At 41.6% G+C, this 16,797-nt stretch carries 16 protein-coding genes; 12 read left to right on the top strand and 4 right to left on the bottom strand.

All coding sequences use genetic code 11. The features are described from left to right. Positions 1-34 precede the first annotated feature (34 nt). Positions 35-535 carry a hypothetical protein gene (locus tag GTQ34_RS02985; RefSeq protein ID WP_166522271.1) on the top strand — a complete coding sequence of 167 codons (501 nt, stop codon included), beginning with the start codon at positions 35-37 and terminating at the stop codon, positions 533-535. Positions 536-641: 106 nt separating this feature from the next. Further along, positions 642-1,757 carry a TlpA disulfide reductase family protein gene (locus GTQ34_RS02980; protein WP_166522270.1) on the top strand — a complete coding sequence of 372 codons (1,116 nt, stop codon included), beginning with the start codon at positions 642-644 and terminating at the stop codon, positions 1,755-1,757. A 56-nt stretch (positions 1,758-1,813) separates the two neighbouring features. On the opposite strand, the gene GTQ34_RS02975 is transcribed toward GTQ34_RS02980, so the two are convergent. Then, positions 1,814-2,464 (bottom strand): rhomboid family intramembrane serine protease, encoded by a 651-nt coding sequence (locus GTQ34_RS02975; RefSeq protein WP_166522269.1) that lies wholly within the window; start codon positions 2,462-2,464, stop codon positions 1,814-1,816. 52 nt (positions 2,465-2,516) lie between these two features. On the opposite strand from GTQ34_RS02975, the gene GTQ34_RS02970 reads away from it, so the two are divergent. After that, on the top strand, positions 2,517-3,413 hold the full coding sequence (locus tag GTQ34_RS02970) for a lysophospholipid acyltransferase family protein (RefSeq protein WP_166522268.1): 897 nt from the start codon (positions 2,517-2,519) through the stop codon (positions 3,411-3,413). 107 nt (positions 3,414-3,520) lie between these two features. Continuing rightward, entirely contained in the window at positions 3,521-4,057 is a 537-nt protein-coding gene (locus GTQ34_RS02965) for a nuclear transport factor 2 family protein (RefSeq protein WP_166522267.1), read from the top strand. 4 nt (positions 4,058-4,061) lie between these two features. On the opposite strand, the gene glmM is transcribed toward GTQ34_RS02965, so the two are convergent. Then, positions 4,062-5,453, bottom strand: a complete 1,392-nt coding sequence (gene glmM, locus GTQ34_RS02960; protein ID WP_166522266.1) for a phosphoglucosamine mutase — start codon at positions 5,451-5,453, stop codon at positions 4,062-4,064. Positions 5,454-5,544: 91 nt separating this feature from the next. On the opposite strand from glmM, the gene GTQ34_RS02955 reads away from it, so the two are divergent. Genes GTQ34_RS02955 through GTQ34_RS02940 form a run of 4 tightly spaced genes read left to right on the top strand, consistent with a single transcriptional unit; the run spans position 5,545 to position 9,437 of the window. Continuing rightward, positions 5,545-6,138: an acyl carrier protein phosphodiesterase gene (locus tag GTQ34_RS02955; RefSeq protein WP_166522265.1), complete on the top strand. Its 594-nt coding sequence runs from the start codon at positions 5,545-5,547 to the stop codon at positions 6,136-6,138. After that, positions 6,126-7,811 (top strand): gamma-glutamyltransferase, encoded by a 1,686-nt coding sequence (gene ggt / locus GTQ34_RS02950; protein WP_166522264.1) that lies wholly within the window; start codon positions 6,126-6,128, stop codon positions 7,809-7,811. Before GTQ34_RS02955 ends, ggt begins: the two co-directional genes overlap by 13 nt. A gap of 10 nt (positions 7,812-7,821) precedes the next feature. Continuing rightward, positions 7,822-8,739, top strand: a complete 918-nt coding sequence (locus tag GTQ34_RS02945) for an ATP-grasp domain-containing protein (protein WP_166522263.1) — start codon at positions 7,822-7,824, stop codon at positions 8,737-8,739. Continuing rightward, positions 8,736-9,437: a hypothetical protein gene (locus GTQ34_RS02940; RefSeq protein ID WP_166522262.1), complete on the top strand. Its 702-nt coding sequence runs from the start codon at positions 8,736-8,738 to the stop codon at positions 9,435-9,437. Before GTQ34_RS02945 ends, GTQ34_RS02940 begins: the two co-directional genes overlap by 4 nt. Positions 9,438-9,451: 14 nt before the next feature. Here GTQ34_RS02940 and GTQ34_RS02935 read toward each other — a convergent pair whose 3' ends face one another. Beyond that, a complete protein-coding gene (locus GTQ34_RS02935; protein ID WP_166522261.1) occupies positions 9,452-10,210 on the bottom strand; it encodes an XRE family transcriptional regulator in 759 nt (252 codons plus the stop codon). A 115-nt stretch (positions 10,211-10,325) separates the two neighbouring features. Between GTQ34_RS02935 and GTQ34_RS02930 the strand changes: the two genes are divergently transcribed. Genes GTQ34_RS02930 through GTQ34_RS02920 form a run of 3 tightly spaced genes read left to right on the top strand, consistent with a single transcriptional unit; the run spans position 10,326 to position 13,195 of the window. Then, positions 10,326-11,588, top strand: coding sequence for a putative DNA modification/repair radical SAM protein (locus GTQ34_RS02930; RefSeq protein WP_166522260.1), 1,263 nt, complete (start codon positions 10,326-10,328; stop codon positions 11,586-11,588). A gap of 45 nt (positions 11,589-11,633) precedes the next feature. Next, positions 11,634-12,410, top strand: a complete 777-nt coding sequence (locus tag GTQ34_RS02925) for a TIGR03915 family putative DNA repair protein (protein ID WP_166522259.1) — start codon at positions 11,634-11,636, stop codon at positions 12,408-12,410. A 5-nt stretch (positions 12,411-12,415) separates the two neighbouring features. Continuing rightward, the gene (locus tag GTQ34_RS02920; RefSeq protein WP_166522258.1) at positions 12,416-13,195 is read left to right on the top strand and encodes a 3-methyladenine DNA glycosylase; all 780 of its coding nucleotides are present in this window, start codon (positions 12,416-12,418) and stop codon (positions 13,193-13,195) included. Between the two features lie 11 nt (positions 13,196-13,206). On the opposite strand, the gene GTQ34_RS02915 is transcribed toward GTQ34_RS02920, so the two are convergent. Beyond that, a complete protein-coding gene (locus GTQ34_RS02915) occupies positions 13,207-13,731 on the bottom strand; it encodes a hypothetical protein (protein ID WP_166522257.1) in 525 nt (174 codons plus the stop codon). A gap of 193 nt (positions 13,732-13,924) precedes the next feature. Between GTQ34_RS02915 and uvrA the strand changes: the two genes are divergently transcribed. Beyond that, complete coding sequence (gene uvrA, locus GTQ34_RS02910) at positions 13,925-16,786, top strand: excinuclease ABC subunit UvrA (RefSeq protein ID WP_166522256.1); 2,862 nt, start codon at positions 13,925-13,927, stop codon at positions 16,784-16,786. The last annotated feature ends 11 nt before the right edge of the window (positions 16,787-16,797 follow it).

Here is a 16,797-nt window from a genome sequence, read left to right as displayed (position 1 = left end):
AGCTATCCCTAAATTTTAACTTAAATAAACACTAATGAAAATTACCACATTATTTGCTGCATTTTTTTTGTTTGCAACGGCTTCTATCCAAGCTCAAGACATTGCCAACCATGCCCTAGGACTTCGTTTGGGTGATAGTGATGGTTTTGGGGCTGAAATTTCGTATCAAAAATCAATAGCGCGCTATAACCGGGCCGAATTTAACTTGGGCTGGAGAGATAGCCGCAATTTTGACGCCTTCAAACTATCTGGTCTGTACCAGTGGGTTCATCAATTGGACGGCAACTTTAACTGGTATTATGGTGTTGGTGGAGGATTGGGCAGTGTTGACTTTGATCCAGAACCCAACTTTAATGATGATGATGATGATGGGCTGTTCGTATTCGCGGCCGGAGATATTGGAGTAGAATACAACTTTGACATTCCCTTATTGCTTTCCTTGGATTTCAGACCGGAAATAGGCATTTTAGGTTATGACGGTTTTGACAACGATTTTGATTTCGACATCGCTCTGGGAATTCGGTATCAATTCTAACGTTTGATTTAATGAAAGTATGATTCTTGGACTCCGTCGATGAAGGTCAAGGTTTTTTTATGCCGTAACTAATGAATACCTTAGCATTTCAAACATAAAATAAAGAATGAAACGAATATTTATAGCCCTTGTGGGAACGTTGTTTTTGGGAGCCTGTGCTTCCAAGGAAGAAGGATACACTTTGAATGCTACCGTTGCCGGGGATTTGGAGAACGGAACCAAGGTATATCTGAAGACGACTGATTCCCTCAATCAATTGGTTGATATTGATACTGCTTCAATTGAAAATGGTGCGTTTAACTTTAAAGGTTCCCAAACAGAACCCAAGTTGCACTACATTTTTATAGATGAAAACAGGGGTAATGTCCCCTTTGTTTTGGAAAATGGAGACATAGAAATCACTTTCCAAAAAGACAGCATGAACTATGCAAAGCTAAAGGGCACATCCCAAAACGACCTTTTTATGGATTTTTTGGGAGGGTCTAGAACACTGTCAGAAAGAGCCGCTTCCATGCAAAACGATATGCGAATTGCTGCCCAAAATAGGGACACGGCCACCGTTACCTCCCTGCGCGAAGAGTATATTGAATTTCAGGAAGAGGTGAAAGATTACAATATCGACTATGCTAAGCAGAACCCCAACGCTTTGATTTCGGTATTGATCATAGGCAGTTTAATGAACACAAAAGCAATTTCTGCTGATGAAGTAAAGCAAATGTATGAGAATTTGTCGCCGGAAATGAAGGCCACTGAACCTGCCAAGCGATTAAAAGAGCAATTGGATAGAATGAAATCCACCGAAGTTGGTGCTGTTGCACCGGAGTTCTCTGCCCCTACGCCCAATGGCAATGTTCTGGCCTTGAGCGAAGTAAAGAAGAACAGCAAACTCACCTTAGTTGATTTTTGGGCCGCGTGGTGTAGACCATGCCGTGCCGAAAATCCGAATATCGTTGCCGTTTATAATAAATACCGCGATAAGGGTTTTGATGTTGTTGGAGTTTCCTTGGATACAAAGGCAGAGCATTGGAAGCAAGCCATTGAATCCGATGGATTGGAATGGAACCATATATCCAATCTAATGCGATTTAAGGACCCAATTGCACAATTGTATAACATCAATGCGATTCCTGCTGCCTTTCTTCTTGATGAAAACGGGGTTATCGTGGCAAAAAATCTACGTGGTCCGGCCTTGGAACAAAAAGTCGCCGAATTGCTCAATTAAAAGAAAAAAAGAGATTTATTTCAACATTGCCCGGATGCTTGCCGGGCTTTTTTGATTTATATTTTTCCCATTTTTTCCAGTGCAAACAAGATAGCAATTGGTACTGCCAACAATATAACGATCAAAGTGTCGGTAACAAAAAGTTCGGGTTTGAACAATAAGGTTACTGCATAACCTCCTATAGCTCCTCCAAAATGGGCCGTATGTCCAATATTGCCCAAGCGACTTTTCATGCCATAAATGGAATACAACAGATAGGCGATTCCCAATACATAGGCGGGCAATGGAATGGGGATGAACATAATGCCCAATTGCATGTCGGGGTACAAAAGTATGGCAGCGTATAGAATTCCTGTTACAGCACCGCTCGCCCCAACAGCGCTATATTGCGGTTCATCTTTATGAAAAAAAAGAGCCAGGAGGCTGCCTGCAATCAAACTGATGAAATATATAATCAAAAATTTTCCCGGTCCAAACCAACTGATCACCACATTTGCAAAAAAGTATAACGTGAACATATTAAAGAACAAATGGGAAATATCCACGTGAAGAAATCCCGAGGTTACCGTGCGCTTGCGTTGACCCGCCCTTATGGCCCCAATATTGAACTTATAACGATCAAAAAAAACAGTATCGCCAAAACCTCTTAAAGAAACTAAGACATTGGCCGCTATTATGGCAATGGTGGCGATGTGTAAATTGTGCATGGTCAATAAGGTTTGGCGGTAAATATAGCTATATTTGCGCCAAGAATCATATATGCAACTGGTAGTATTCATCCTTGTTTATCCCCTACTCTGGTTGGTTTCCAGACTCCCCTTTAAGCTACTTTATTTTATTTCAGATGGCTTGTATGTGCTTTTGTACCATGTGATTGGATACCGAAAAAAAGTGGTGCGGGATAACTTGGCTTTGGTATTTCCAGAAAAAGATGAAAAAGAACGCATACAGATAGAAAAAAAGTTCTACCGACATCTTTGCGATATGTTTTTGGAAATGGCAAAGACACTCGGAATTACCAATCAACAAATGAAAAAAAGATATGTCTTCACGAATGTTGAGGTGATTCAAAAGTTGGAAAAAGACGGCAAAAACGTTATGATAATGTTGCCCCATTATGCCAGTTGGGAATGGGTTTTTTCGTTAAACCCTCTCATTAATTCGAAAGCCTATGCAATTTATCAACCCATACAGAATAAGTACTTTGATAAGTTGGTTCGTGATATACGAAGCAAATATGGCACTACACTGATCAAAACCTATGAAAGTCGAAAAATTATAGCCGATGCCAAAAAAGTATCTAAGTTGATCACCGTGGGTATAATCAGTGATCAATCTCCTATGCTGAACAGGGCACGACATTGGGCTGAATTCATGGGAGTTTTAGTTCCCATACATGTTGGTGCTGAAGAAATCTGTAAGATGACCGATATGATTCCTGTCTACCTGAAAGTGGAAAAAAAGGGCCGTGGGTTTTACCAGGCAACTTTCAAAACGTTGGCGGAAAACCCAAAAGAAGTTGAAGATTACAAAATTTCCGAAGCTTTCATGAAGGAAGTCGAAGCTGCCATTCATGCAGCTCCTGAGTACTACTTTTGGACCCATAAAAGATGGAAGCATAGGAACAAAGCCCCTAAAGAATTTCAAAGCTCCTGATTTATCTTTTTCTATAATCCCCTGGGTTTAAATCCTATACTTTTCTTAAAGGATTCTTCCTTTAATGGATTGTTTTATAATTTCAATTGAACTAAAACAATCAAAAAATGAAACCTTTCATAACCCCTTTCTTTTTGCTGGTTTTTGGGCTGACTTTGGCACAACAACAGCAACCAGTCCAAATTTCCGAGGATATTTTAAAATCCATTGAACAAGATGTGTGGATTCCTTTTATGGAGGCCTATGATCAATCGGATTCCCAAAAATTAAGGGCTATTCATTCTAAAAACATCATCAGGGTGACTATGGCCCAAAATCAAATTGAGATTGGTGAAGCCTATCTGGATAATTTTGGAAACTTTGTGGAAAATGTCAAGGAAAACGGGAGCAAAATAGGAATAGCTTTTGCACTCTTAACAACAGCTTTGGACAAAACGGAACAATTGGCCTATCAGACAGGTTACTATCGATTTAGTTCAAAACATCATGACGAAAAGGAGCTAATGGTCAGAGGTTATGGAGAATTCAGCGTTGTGCTTAAAAAGGAAAATGGACAATGGAAAATATGGCTCGATGCTGATAAGCGCATCAATCTTTCCCATGAAGATTTTAACGGTCAAAAGATGATTTATAAATTAAAGTAAAAGTTTAATTTATTCTTGCAATTTCCTTTATTTCAGATATAATCCTTTCTGCTAAACTATCAGATTCTGCTTGTGATACCGCTTCTGTATATATGCGGATGATGGGCTCAGTGTTCGATTTGCGTAAATGCACCCAGTTCTCTGGAAAATCAATTTTTACTCCATCGATAGTCGACACTTGCTCATGCCTATATTTTTTATGCATAGCAACCAGCAGTGCATCCACATCCAAATCTGGGGTCAACTCAATTTTCTTTTTGCTCATGAAATAGCTTGGGTAACTGGCTCGCAGTTCTGCAACCGTTCCTCCCCTTTCAGCCAGTAACATCAGGAATAATGCCGTTCCTACCAAAGCATCACGCCCATAATGACTCTCGGGATAAATAATTCCACCATTACCTTCTCCTCCGATTATTGCATCAATGGCTTTCATTTTGGCAACTACGTTGACCTCCCCAACCGCTGCGGCCTCATAGCGGCCTCCATGTTTTTCGGTCACATTACGCAAAGCTCTTGATGAAGAAAGGTTGGATACGGTATTGCCGGGAGTTTTGCCCAGAACATAATCTGCGCAAGCAACCAAGGTATATTCCTCACCAAACATTTCCCCATCATTGCTGATAAAAGCCAACCGATCCACATCGGGGTCTACCACAATACCAAAATCAGCCTGCTCTTCCACAACTTTTTGGCAGATATCCCCCAAATGTTCTTTTAGCGGTTCCGGATTATGGGGGAAATGGCCCGTAGGCTCGCAGTAAAGTTTGACCACATCCACTCCCAGCGCTTCCAGTAATTTGGGAATAGCAATGCCGCCAGTTGAGTTTACCCCATCGACAACCACTTTAAATCCTTTTACTTTTATGGCTTCTTTATCCACCAAGGAAAGGTTGAGGACTTCATCAATATGGATGTCTATATAAGAATCGTTCTTGATGACCACTCCTAAATCATCAACTTCCGCAAAATCAAAATCTTCCTTTTCAGCCAATGCCAAAATTTTAACCCCTTGCTCCGCATCTAAAAATTCTCCTTTTTCGTTTAATAGTTTTAGGGCGTTCCATTGCTTGGGATTATGACTGGCGGTTAAAATAATACCCCCGTCAGCTTTTTCCAAAGGGACCGCAATCTCCACTGTCGGAGTCGTGGAAAGCCCTAAATCGAGGACATCAATACCTAATCCAACTAAAGTGGAAACCACCAAGTTTTGTATCATTTCACCAGAAAGTCGAGCATCCCTGCCGATGACCACTGTCAGCTGTTCCTTTTTTGAATACCCCTTAAGCCATGTGCCGTATGCCGCTGCAAATTTTACGGCGTCCAGGGGTGTTAGGTTATCATTGGCAGAACCTCCAATGGTTCCTCGTATTCCAGAGATTGATTTGATCAGTGTCATCCTTGTTGAAAAAGTTTTTGCAAATATAAACGGCTGTGCCTGATTCCAGGTTTTCTATTTGTAAATTTCCGATGAAATTGGAATTTCCCCTATGAACTTCCTCGCCCATATTTATTTGTCCTTTGACGACCCGCAAATCACCTTGGGCAATTTTTTCGCGGATCATATCCGCGGTAACAGATACAAACACCTTCCAGAGAAAATTCAAAAAGGCATTTTGTTACATCGGGAGATAGACACGTTTACTGATTCTCATCCCATTGCAAAAAAGAGCAGCAAACGCCTTCACAAAAACTACAGTCATTACAGTAGGGTTATTGTGGATATTTTTTATGATCACTTTTTAGCAAAAAACTGGAAAGACTACTCCCAAGTTCCACTTCATCAGTTTGTGGAAGACTTTTACGCCCTTTTGGAAAAAAATTATGAGATTCTGCCTTTGCCCACAAAGCGCATGATGCCTTACATGATAGCAGATAACTGGTTGTTGAACTATGCCAATCTTGAAGGTATTTCGAGAGTACTCAACGGTATGAATCGCAGGACAAAAAATCGTGTTCAGATGAACTTTGCCATAATAGACTTGGAAGAGCACTATATAGAATTTGAAATGGAGTTTGTCGCTTTTTTTTCGGAATTGATTAACTTCTCCCGCCAAAAACTACTCGAAATATGCGAAGACTGATTGTCCTATTGCCCCTCATCTTATTATTTATCCACTGTAAGCAAAACCCTGCCGCACCCACAGGCCTGGTAACTGAAAAGGCGATGGTGGTTTCCGCCCGTGAAGAAGCGTCCAAAATTGGAATGGATATCATGCAACAGGGAGGCAACGCTTTTGACGCCATGGTGGCCACGGAGCTTGCACTCGCAGTGGCTTATCCCTTTGCAGGAAATCTTGGCGGTGGAGGCTTTATGGTGTATAGAAAGAGTAATGGAGAAATTGGGGGATTGGATTATCGGGAAAAAGCACCCCTTTCCGCCCATAAAGATATGTATTTAGATTCCTTGGGTAATGTGATTCCAGAAATGAGCACTGTAGGTGCTACAGCTGTCGGTGTCCCAGGTACCGTGGCCGGTGTTATGGAAGTACATCAAAGATTTGGCAAGCTTCCTTTATCCACAATCTTGAGGCCAGTTATAGCCTTGGCAGAAAAAGGCGTAGTGGTTACTAAAAAGCAGGAAGGCCGACTTGAAAGGTATCGAGAACAAATTACTTCGGTCAGTGGGGACAGCACCAAATTTGCCCGAGCATTCAAAGCAGGAGATACCATAAAGTATCCTGCGCTTGCCACTACCTTACAAAAAATAGTTAAAAATGGTCGAGATGGTTTCTACAAGGGCGAAGTCGCTGAAAAATTGAGTGATTTCATTCAGGAAAAAGGAGGCTTTATTTCCATGGAAGACCTTGCCAAGTACAAGGCCAAATGGCGTGAACCCATCACCTTTGATTACAAAGAACTGCGTATGATATCCATGAGCCCTCCCAGCAGCGGTGGTGTCACAATCAACCAAATCTTCAAGATGATTGAACCTTATGACATTTCTCATCACGGACATAATTCCACTAAAGCCATACAATTGTTCACCGAGGCTGCCAGACGTGCTTATGCGGATCGTAACTTCTATTTGGGGGACCCGGATTTTGTTGATATCCCTCTGGATATTTTGTTGGATAAAGGATATCTATCAACCCGGTTTTCTGATTTTTCCTTTGACCGGGCGACGCCATCAGAAGAAATATCCAACGGAAAAGTCGAAATCGTAGAGAGTATGGAAACCACCCACTACTCCATTGTAGATGCTCAAGGAAATGCCGTTTCGGCAACTACGACATTGAATGGCGCTTATGGTTCAAAACTATATTGTGATGACCTGGGTATTTTCCTCAACAATGAAATGGATGACTTTAGTGCCAAACCTGGTGAGCCCAATATGTTTGGACTTATTGGTGCCGACGCGAACAGTATTGCCCCTGAAAAAAGAATGCTCAGCAGCATGACACCTACCATTGTGGAAAAAGACGGCCAGCTCTACATGGTGGTAGGCACACCGGGAGGCTCTACAATTATAACCGCAGTGGCCCAGACTATTCTTAATGTTTACGAATTTAATCTCAGTATGCAAGATGCAGTTAACGCACCGCGATTCCATCATCAATGGCTACCCGATGAAATCAGATTTGAGGAAAATGGTTTCTCCGAAGAACTGAAATCGGAATTGAAGACGAAAGGATATTCCATTTATGAAGGCCGAAATCGAATTATCGGCAAGGTTGATGCCATCAGGGTATTGCCAGATGGTCGTCTTGAAGGTGGAGCTGATAAGCGTGGAGATGATACTGCTGTAGGCTATTAATTTTGGACGAATGCACTATGACGTTGTTGTTTTAACGGATGACCGATATATCGATCCTAAACAAAAAGATATTTATGTTTCCAATATACTCGAAGAGGACCATTTGGTAATGGACGCTCTAGCACAATTAGGGCTTAAGGTCGTAAGAAAGTCATGGGCCGACCCTCATTTTGACTGGTCTTGTACAAAATATGCCCTTTTTAGAACCACATGGGATTATTTTGACCGATACACTGAGTTCTATGAATGGTTCAAAAAGACCAGCGGACTTACCCAATTCATCAATTCCAAGCAACTCATTGATTGGAACATCGATAAACATTATCTGCGTGACTTAAATGAACAGGGAATCAATATCCCCAACACCCATTTTATTGAATCGGGCGATCCATTAAGTCTAAAAGAAGCCATTGAAAAAGCAGATAAAACCTTTGGATTCGAGTGCAAAGACTTTGTTTTAAAACCTTGCATTTCAGGTGCAGCACGGCATACGTACAAATTCAACAGGTTCAATTGGACCCAACATGATGCCGTCTTTAAACAATTGATTTCCAAAGAATCCATGATGTTGCAAGAGTTTCAGCAAAATATTCTGGATGAAGGCGAAATATCTTTGATGATTTTTAATGGAGAATACACACATGGCGTATTAAAAGTGGCCAAACCAGGTGATTTTAGAGTGCAAGACGATTTCGGGGGGTCAGTGCATCCCTATCAAGCTTCGGAAATACAAATCAAATTTGCAAAAAAAGTGGTTAAGGCTGCGCCAGAGATACCCACATATGCGAGGGTTGACATTTTTCGCGATAATGGAGGAAACTGGGCCCTTGCCGAATTGGAAATTTTCGAACCAGAACTTTGGTTCAGATTGGAATCTAGCGCTGCACAAACATTGGCCAAAGCGATAAAGCACAAGTATTTTTCATGAAAAGGATATTGAAGATTATAGGTTCCTTATTAGGTTTTTTTCTTCTAATTGGGATTATTGGGGGGGGGTTAGCTCATGAACCACTTCCATTAGGCAACCCTGGTTCCGGAGCGGATGCACTCGCCCATAAAATGCTTGATGCACTTGATCATGAAAAATATGAAGATACACGGATTTTGCAATGGTCCTATCGAGGTGGGGCAAATAGCTATAAATGGGACAGGAAACAGGGTCTTTGTTTGGTGAAATGGGACGACAATGAAATCGTGCTAAACCTGGCTAACCCTACTAAATCAGATGTAAAGGTCGACGGAGTCCCCACAAGTCAGAAAGAAAAAGAGGAATTGATCCAAAAAGCTGTAAAAATGTTCAATAACGATTCCTTTTGGTTGGTGGCACCTTATAAAGTATTTGACAAGGGAACCCAGCGTGCCGTGGTCAAAATGGAAAATGGCTCTCAAGGTTTATTGGTGACCTACAATTCGGGCGGCAGTACTCCAGGAGATAGTTATTTGTGGTTGCTGAAAGAAGATGGTCTTCCCTACGCTTTTAAAATGTGGGTGAAAATAATTCCTATTGGGGGCCTCGAAGCTTCTTGGGACGATTGGCTAGTCACAGAAAGCGGAGCTTATCTTCCGAAAACACACCAATTTGGACCACTTTCCCTCAGTATGGGCAATGTCAAAGGATTTAAATAAAGGTTTTAATCCAATTAGACTTTCGCTTCCATTTTCTTTTTGAGCTCTTCCATGGATTGCTGCAGCTGTCTTAAAAGACCATTATCGGAAGAAGCGTCCATGTTAAAAGTCAATTTGCTACTTACTTCCCAGATTTCTTGGATTTGAAAGGGTTTTATCTCGTAGGGCGGATAGGTTTCATTCAGGGAAACCAATGTGATATTGTTCGAATTAGGCTTCCGTTCAATCTTTTTGACCATCACCGAATCCTGTAACACGACCACATACATTTTGTTGGCACTCACATGATCTATATGCTCAACGGCCCTGGCCAATACCCAATCATTGGGTCTCAGGCTCGGCAGCATACTATCCCCCTCCACTTGAAAACCACGGTAAGTGGCATTCCTAAACTCGGGAATTGGTAAATCGAAAGCGGGCAGTTGTCTGTACCAAGTGGTATCGGAAATATTCTGGGGATATCCAGCCGCGGCCTTGGCATTCACCAACACCATGTTATCCTGCTCTTCGCTATCCACGGTCACCACTTTGGGTATTACACTTGTTCTGGAGGTGTCCAAGTGCTTCTGGTCAGTTTCCCCAAACAACCAAAGCGGGTTGATCTTAAATTGCCTCAATAACTCAGTCACCACTTTTCCTGAAAGTTTAGTACGCCCCCGTTCAATGTCTGCCGTGGTGTTTTTCACTCCCAAAAGTTCAGCAAACTCGGTTTGGGTAAAACCCAGCTCCCTTCGAATATCTGTAAACCGTTTTATGGTAAGTTCGTTTTCCATTATAACCTTTATTCCTTATCAAATATAGTTAAAATGGATTATTTCCAAAATAATTTTTGGAATATTTCCAATATTTGGACTATATCCATATCTTTGGTTGGAATATTTCCAAGTCATGGATTTTGAACGCATCAGGGAAAAGTTGAACATTTTGGCAGACGCCGCAAAATATGACGTGTCCTGCGCCAGTAGCGGCAGTGATAGGGCAAACAAGAACAACGGTTTGGGCAATGCTTCAAGAATGGGTATCTGCCATAGCTATACGGAGGACGGAAGATGTATCTCTTTACTGAAAATTCTATTAACGAACCATTGCATTTACGATTGCGCCTACTGTGTCACAAGAAGAAGTAATGACGTAAAACGGGCGGCATTCAAAATTCAGGAAGTAGTGGACTTGACCATCAACTTCTATCGTAGAAATTATATCGAAGGGTTGTTCTTGAGCTCAGGAATATTCAAGAACGCAGATTATACCATGGAACGTTTGGTCTCCGTGGCCAAAAAACTGCGCGAAGAGGAAAATTTCAATGGGTATATTCATCTGAAGTCCATTCCAGGAGCCAGTGACGAGCTTATGTACGAGGCTGGGCTTTACGCCGACCGTCTTTCTGTAAATATTGAGGTCCCTACCATTTCCGGACTCAAATTGCTGGCTCCGGACAAAAAACACGAGGATTTCACCAAACCCATGCAAAAGGTCAAAAATGAAATCATTCGCTATCGTTCGGAACGAAAAATAATCAAGAACACCCCAAAATATGCGCCTGCGGGTCAAAGCACGCAGATGATTGTGGGCGCTTCTGGGGAAACGGATAAGGACATCATGTATTCCGCTACTTATTATTATAAGGTATATCTAATGCGTCGGGTATATTATTCAGGATACGTACCAGTGGCAGACGATGCCCGCCTTCCGGCTATTGGCTCACAAGTGCCCATGTTGAGGGAAAATCGATTGTACCAAACAGATTGGTTGTTACGTTTTTACGGCTTTGCCGTGAACGAAATCTTGAACAAGGAACATCCTAATCTCGATATGGATGTGGACCCCAAACTCTCATGGGCTTTGCGTAATCTTCACCTTTTCCCTGTGGATATTAATTACGTTGAAAAAGCCCTTTTGGCAAGAGTTCCTGGGATTGGTATGAAATCGGTCAACAAGATTCTTCATGCACGTAAATTCCGAAAACTGAATTGGGAACATTTAAAAAAAATAGGAATTGCAATTAATCGAGCCAAATATTTTATGGTTTGTGACTCCAGGGATTGGGAACGACGTGATTTGGATGCGGATAAGATCAAAGGCATGATTCTACAATCCTCTATGGGTAAGTTTAGGAAGCAATATAGTACGCAATTAGCGTTGTTCAATTAACAATGTACAAATAACAATGGTATAGCAAAACAAAAAACGAACACTATGAAACCTTCAACCACACTAATCTACGATGGCAGTTTTAATGGCTTCCTCACTGCTGTCTTTGTCGCCTTTGATGAAAAAATAAATGTGGCCGACATCCAGAAGAACAACGAAGTGCAAAATGGGCTTTTTTCGGAAACCGAAACCATTTTTACCCATTTGGACAAGGCCAAACGTGTCTGGAACGGTATCCGCAACAAAAGCCACAATGCCATTTCCAACGTGTACTTTGCCTTTTTGAGCGAATCTGAAGGCGTGGAACTGATGCTCTACACCTATATCCAAAAATTGATGGCCTCCAAAAATGGAAAGTCCTTGGATTATTCGGATGGAATTGTGTTGCATATTAGTCAATTGGCAAGAAAGGTAGGCCGTGAGAAACACCGCATGGAGGCTTTCGTTCGTTTTCAGTTGACAAAAGACGACGTCTATTTTGCCAACATCGAACCTGATTTTGATGTGTTGCCCCTGATCTCCAAACATTTTCGAAACCGCTACGCGGACCAACAATGGTTGATCTATGATGTGAAGCGTAACTATGGCATTTATTACAACTTGGACCACGTGGAAATGGTATCGCTCAACCTAAAAGATATTTACCATAACAAAATCCAGAAAAGTAAGGTTATGGCAAGTGAAGAATATGACTACCAAACCCTATGGAATGATTATTTCAGGAGCACCCACATCAAATCTCGAATCAATCCCAAGTTACACCGACAGCATGTGCCCAAACGGTATTGGAAGTATCTTAGCGAAAAGAAACAAGTTGTCTAGTTATCATGGCATACAAGCAATTAAAATTGTGGTTTGATAAAGAATTGGCGGAGATGTTGGCAAATAAACTATTGGCCGCCAATACTGCATTTGACCATAAATCTTTTATTTCAATTGTAGAACAAAAAGTGGTCGACCTTGAATTAAAAAATCGTGTTGAATGTATAGCTGATGCACTCAAAATGCATTTACCTAACGATTACAACATTGCGATAGAACAGTTATTAAGCATTTTGGGGCCTGAAAATGAAAAAGAAACCGGTATGTTCAAGGAATATTATTGGATAATGCCGATTGCCAAGTATGTAGAAAAATATGGATTGTCTGATTTCAAAAAATCAATGAAAGCAATTTATGAAATCACCAAACGGAACACAGGAGAATACACCGTTCGAACATATCTAAATGTTTATCCTACTGAAACCTTGAAAATCATGAAAGACTGGTCAAAAGATAGAAACAAACATGTTAGACGTCTCAGTAGCGAAGGTGTTAGGCCACGATTACCTTGGGCATCAAAATTAGACCAATTTATTGAAGACCCCACTCCCATTTTCCCAATTTTAGAGAATTTAAAGGACGATTGTAGTAAATATGTCCAGAAATCAGTTGCCAACTGTATAAATGATGTGTTGAAAGATAATGTACTGCTTGGTCAAGGGTTAGTAAACAATTGGGTTCCCCTGGCCACAAAGCAAAGAAAATGGATAATCAAGCATGCCCTTAGGAACTTGCTCAAAAACAAAGATGAGTGGGCATTGGCTACCCTAAGCAAGATAAGTTGATTGTTGCATAATTATTTACTCCGCTCCCCCACAAACCGATCACTTTCATTTTTAAACAGCACATTAAAACTGGTCAAGCTGCCATAAATACGGGTTATGTACTGTTGTAGGTCTACCTTTTCTTGGTCGTCCAAGTTTTTACTGCCGTTGATTTTCTGTTCCATTACCCGGATACGGTCGCGGACCATCACAATTTTATGAAAAAAAGTGTCGATGGGCATTTCCTTATTTGCCAAAGCATCAACGGGTTCCAAAATCAATTTGCCACCCTTCCATTTATCAGCAAGTGGAACCTTTTCGTGGGTGTCGCTCCATTTTTCCAAAATTTTGACCAGCGAACGTTCCACGTCAAAAAAGCTTACGGTGTCCACATCATTCTCCAAGCCTTCAATCACTTTAAATTCCGAATCCAAGTCAATGGTTTCTAGTCCTTTTTCCAAAAAAGTAACCCAATAATGACGGGATGAAACATTTGTCACCACCCCTTTTCCATATTCAGGATGATCAATGCGTGAGCCTATGCCCAATAACTTCATAATTCTATTTTTTTATTGTCAGGTTGAGCGCCGTCGAGACCTTTTTTTATGGTCTAAGCCAAATAAGCACCTCACTATTGCACTCAGGGTGACCGCTGTTTTTCATTTTCAAAAATAGACCATCCCTTAACAAAATGAAAACAAAAGCCACTTCCATTTTACGGCGCAAAGCCGTACCTTAGCGTCTTGTGCTATGATCAACTACGAAGAAAATATTGAAGTCCGTGGAGCAAGGGTCCACAATCTAAAAAATATTGATGTAACCATTCCCAGAGAGAAGCTTGTCGTCATTACTGGACTTTCTGGCAGTGGCAAGTCATCCTTGGCTTTTGATACGATTTACGCCGAGGGCCAGCGTCGTTACATCGAAACCTTTTCAGCCTATGCCAGACAATTCTTGGGCGGACTGGAGCGTCCCGATGTGGACAAGATTGATGGTCTTTCCCCTGTAATAGCCATTGAGCAGAAAACCACCTCAAAATCACCTCGCTCCACCGTAGGCACCATTACCGAAGTTTATGATTTTCTGAGGCTTCTTTTTGCTCGAGCAGGTGACGCCTACAGTTACAACACGGGAGAAAAAATGGTCAATTATAGCGATGAACAGATCAAAAATCTGATCATTGCATCCTACCAAGACAAAAAAATAAATGTATTGGCACCTGTGATTAAATCCAGAAAGGGACATTACCGCGAACTTTTCGAGCAGATTGCCAAACAGGGGTTTGTAAAAGTCCGTGTTGATGGTGCAATTTTGGATATCACAAAGGGCATGAAAGTGGACCGATACAAAACCCACGATATTGAAATCGTCATTGACCGGTTAAAAGTTTCGGATTCCGAAGAATTCCATAGAAGGTTAAGTGAGACCATTAACACAGCCATGTACAGCGGCAATAATGTGTTGATGGTTCTGGAAGAGGGAGAAACCGAACCGCGCTATTTTAGCCGAGATCTTATGTGTCCATCCACGGGCATCTCATACCCCACTCCCGAGCCCAATACTTTTTCCTTTAATTCCCCTAAAGGAATGTGTCCAAATTGTAGCGGCCTGGGTCACGTTTATGAAATAAACGAGCAGAAAATCATTCCCAATAAAAAGACGTCCATCAAGGCAGGTGGTCTGGCCCCTTTGGGCGAATACAAAAAGTCATGGGCTTTTAAACAATTGGAAACTATAGCACAACGGTATGATTTTGATTTGGGGGATCCCATTGAAAAAATTCCACAGGAAGCCATGGAAATCATTTTAAATGGTGGTAAGGAGAGCTTTGAAGTGGATTCCAAAACTCTGGGGGTCAAAAGACAGTACAAAATAGACTACGAGGGCATCTCCAGTTTTATAAAGACACAGTTTGAAGAAGCCAGTGCTTCTTCCATCAAGCGTTGGGCCAAGGACTACATGGACAAGATACAATGTCCCAGTTGTGAAGGTGCCCGCTTGCGGATAGAATCGCTCTATTTCAAGGTAGGTGAAAAGAACATTGCCGAGCTGGCCAAAATGGATATCGCCGAGCTGGCCAATTTTTTTGAACAGCTTGAAGATACCCTCGAGGGCAATCAAAAAAAAATTGCTGAGGAAATACTTAAAGAAATAAAAACTAGGGTTCGCTTCTTGCTTGATGTGGGTTTGGATTACCTTTCACTGCACCGAAGTTCTAAATCCCTTTCCGGTGGAGAGGCCCAGCGTATTCGTCTCGCCACACAAATAGGGTCACAATTGGTCGGTGTACTTTATATTTTGGATGAGCCGAGCATCGGGCTGCATCAAAGGGACAATGCCCGGTTGATACATTCCTTGGAGTCTCTTCGGGATATAGGAAATTCTGTAATTGTGGTTGAACACGATAGGGATATGATCGAGCATGCGGACCATGTGATTGATATTGGCCCAAAAGCAGGAAAACATGGGGGAGAAATTATTTCCGAAGGAAATCCACAAGAATTGAAGGACCATCATACCATGACCGCACAATACATTACTGGGGAATTGGAAATTCCGGTACCCGAGAAACGCCGAAAAGGTACAGGCAAAAGCATTGTGCTCTCAGGATGTACGGGAAACAATCTTAAAAATGTCACCGTACAGCTCCCACTTGGCAAGTTGATTGGTGTTACAGGGGTTTCGGGCAGTGGGAAATCGACATTGATCAACGAAACCCTCTACCCAATCATGAACGCTTATTACTTCAATGGGGTAAAAAAACCAATGCCCTACAAGAAAATAACCGGGCTGCAACACATTGATAAGGTAATCGACATCAACCAATCACCCATAGGAAGGACACCACGGTCCAATCCCGCCACCTATACTGGGGTATTCAGCGAAATTCGGTCTCTATTTGCAAAAACCACAGAAGCAGCCATACGAGGATACAAACCAGGCAGATTCAGCTTCAATGTCGCTGGCGGTCGCTGTGAAACCTGCAAAGGTGGAGGTTTGAAAGTAATCGAAATGAACTTTTTGCCCGATGTCTACGTGGAATGTGAAACCTGTAATGGTAAAAGATTCAACAGGGAGACCTTGGAGATTCGATATAAAGGGAAATCAATTGCTGATGTACTTGAAATGACCATTGATGAAGCCGCCGACTTTTTTGAGAATATTCCCAAAATCTATCGCAAATTGAAAACAATAAAAGATGTTGGATTGGGTTATATATCTTTGGGGCAGCAGTCCACTACCCTTTCCGGAGGTGAGGCGCAACGTGTAAAGTTGGCCACCGAACTTTCTAAGCGCGATACCGGAAACACTTTTTATATCCTCGACGAACCTACCACTGGATTACATTTTGAAGATATTAGGGTACTTATGGAGGTGCTAAACCGATTGGTGGACAAGGGCAATACCGTTTTGGTTATTGAACATAACATGGATGTAATCAAAATGGTGGACCATATTATTGATATCGGATATGAAGGTGGAAGAGGTGGTGGTATGATTGTTGCTGCTGGAACTCCTGAAGAAGTTGCTGAAGACAAAAAAAGTCATACCGCCAAATTTTTAAAGAAAGAACTACAGAGCACAAAACATAAAGTTGCAAGAGCCGTTTAAATAAACAGATA

The sequence above is a fragment of the Flagellimonas ochracea genome (genome assembly GCF_009903685.1).
Classification (GTDB): Bacteria; Bacteroidota; Bacteroidia; order Flavobacteriales; family Flavobacteriaceae; genus Flagellimonas; species Flagellimonas ochracea.
This window is presented reverse-complemented; position numbering and strand designations above follow the sequence as displayed.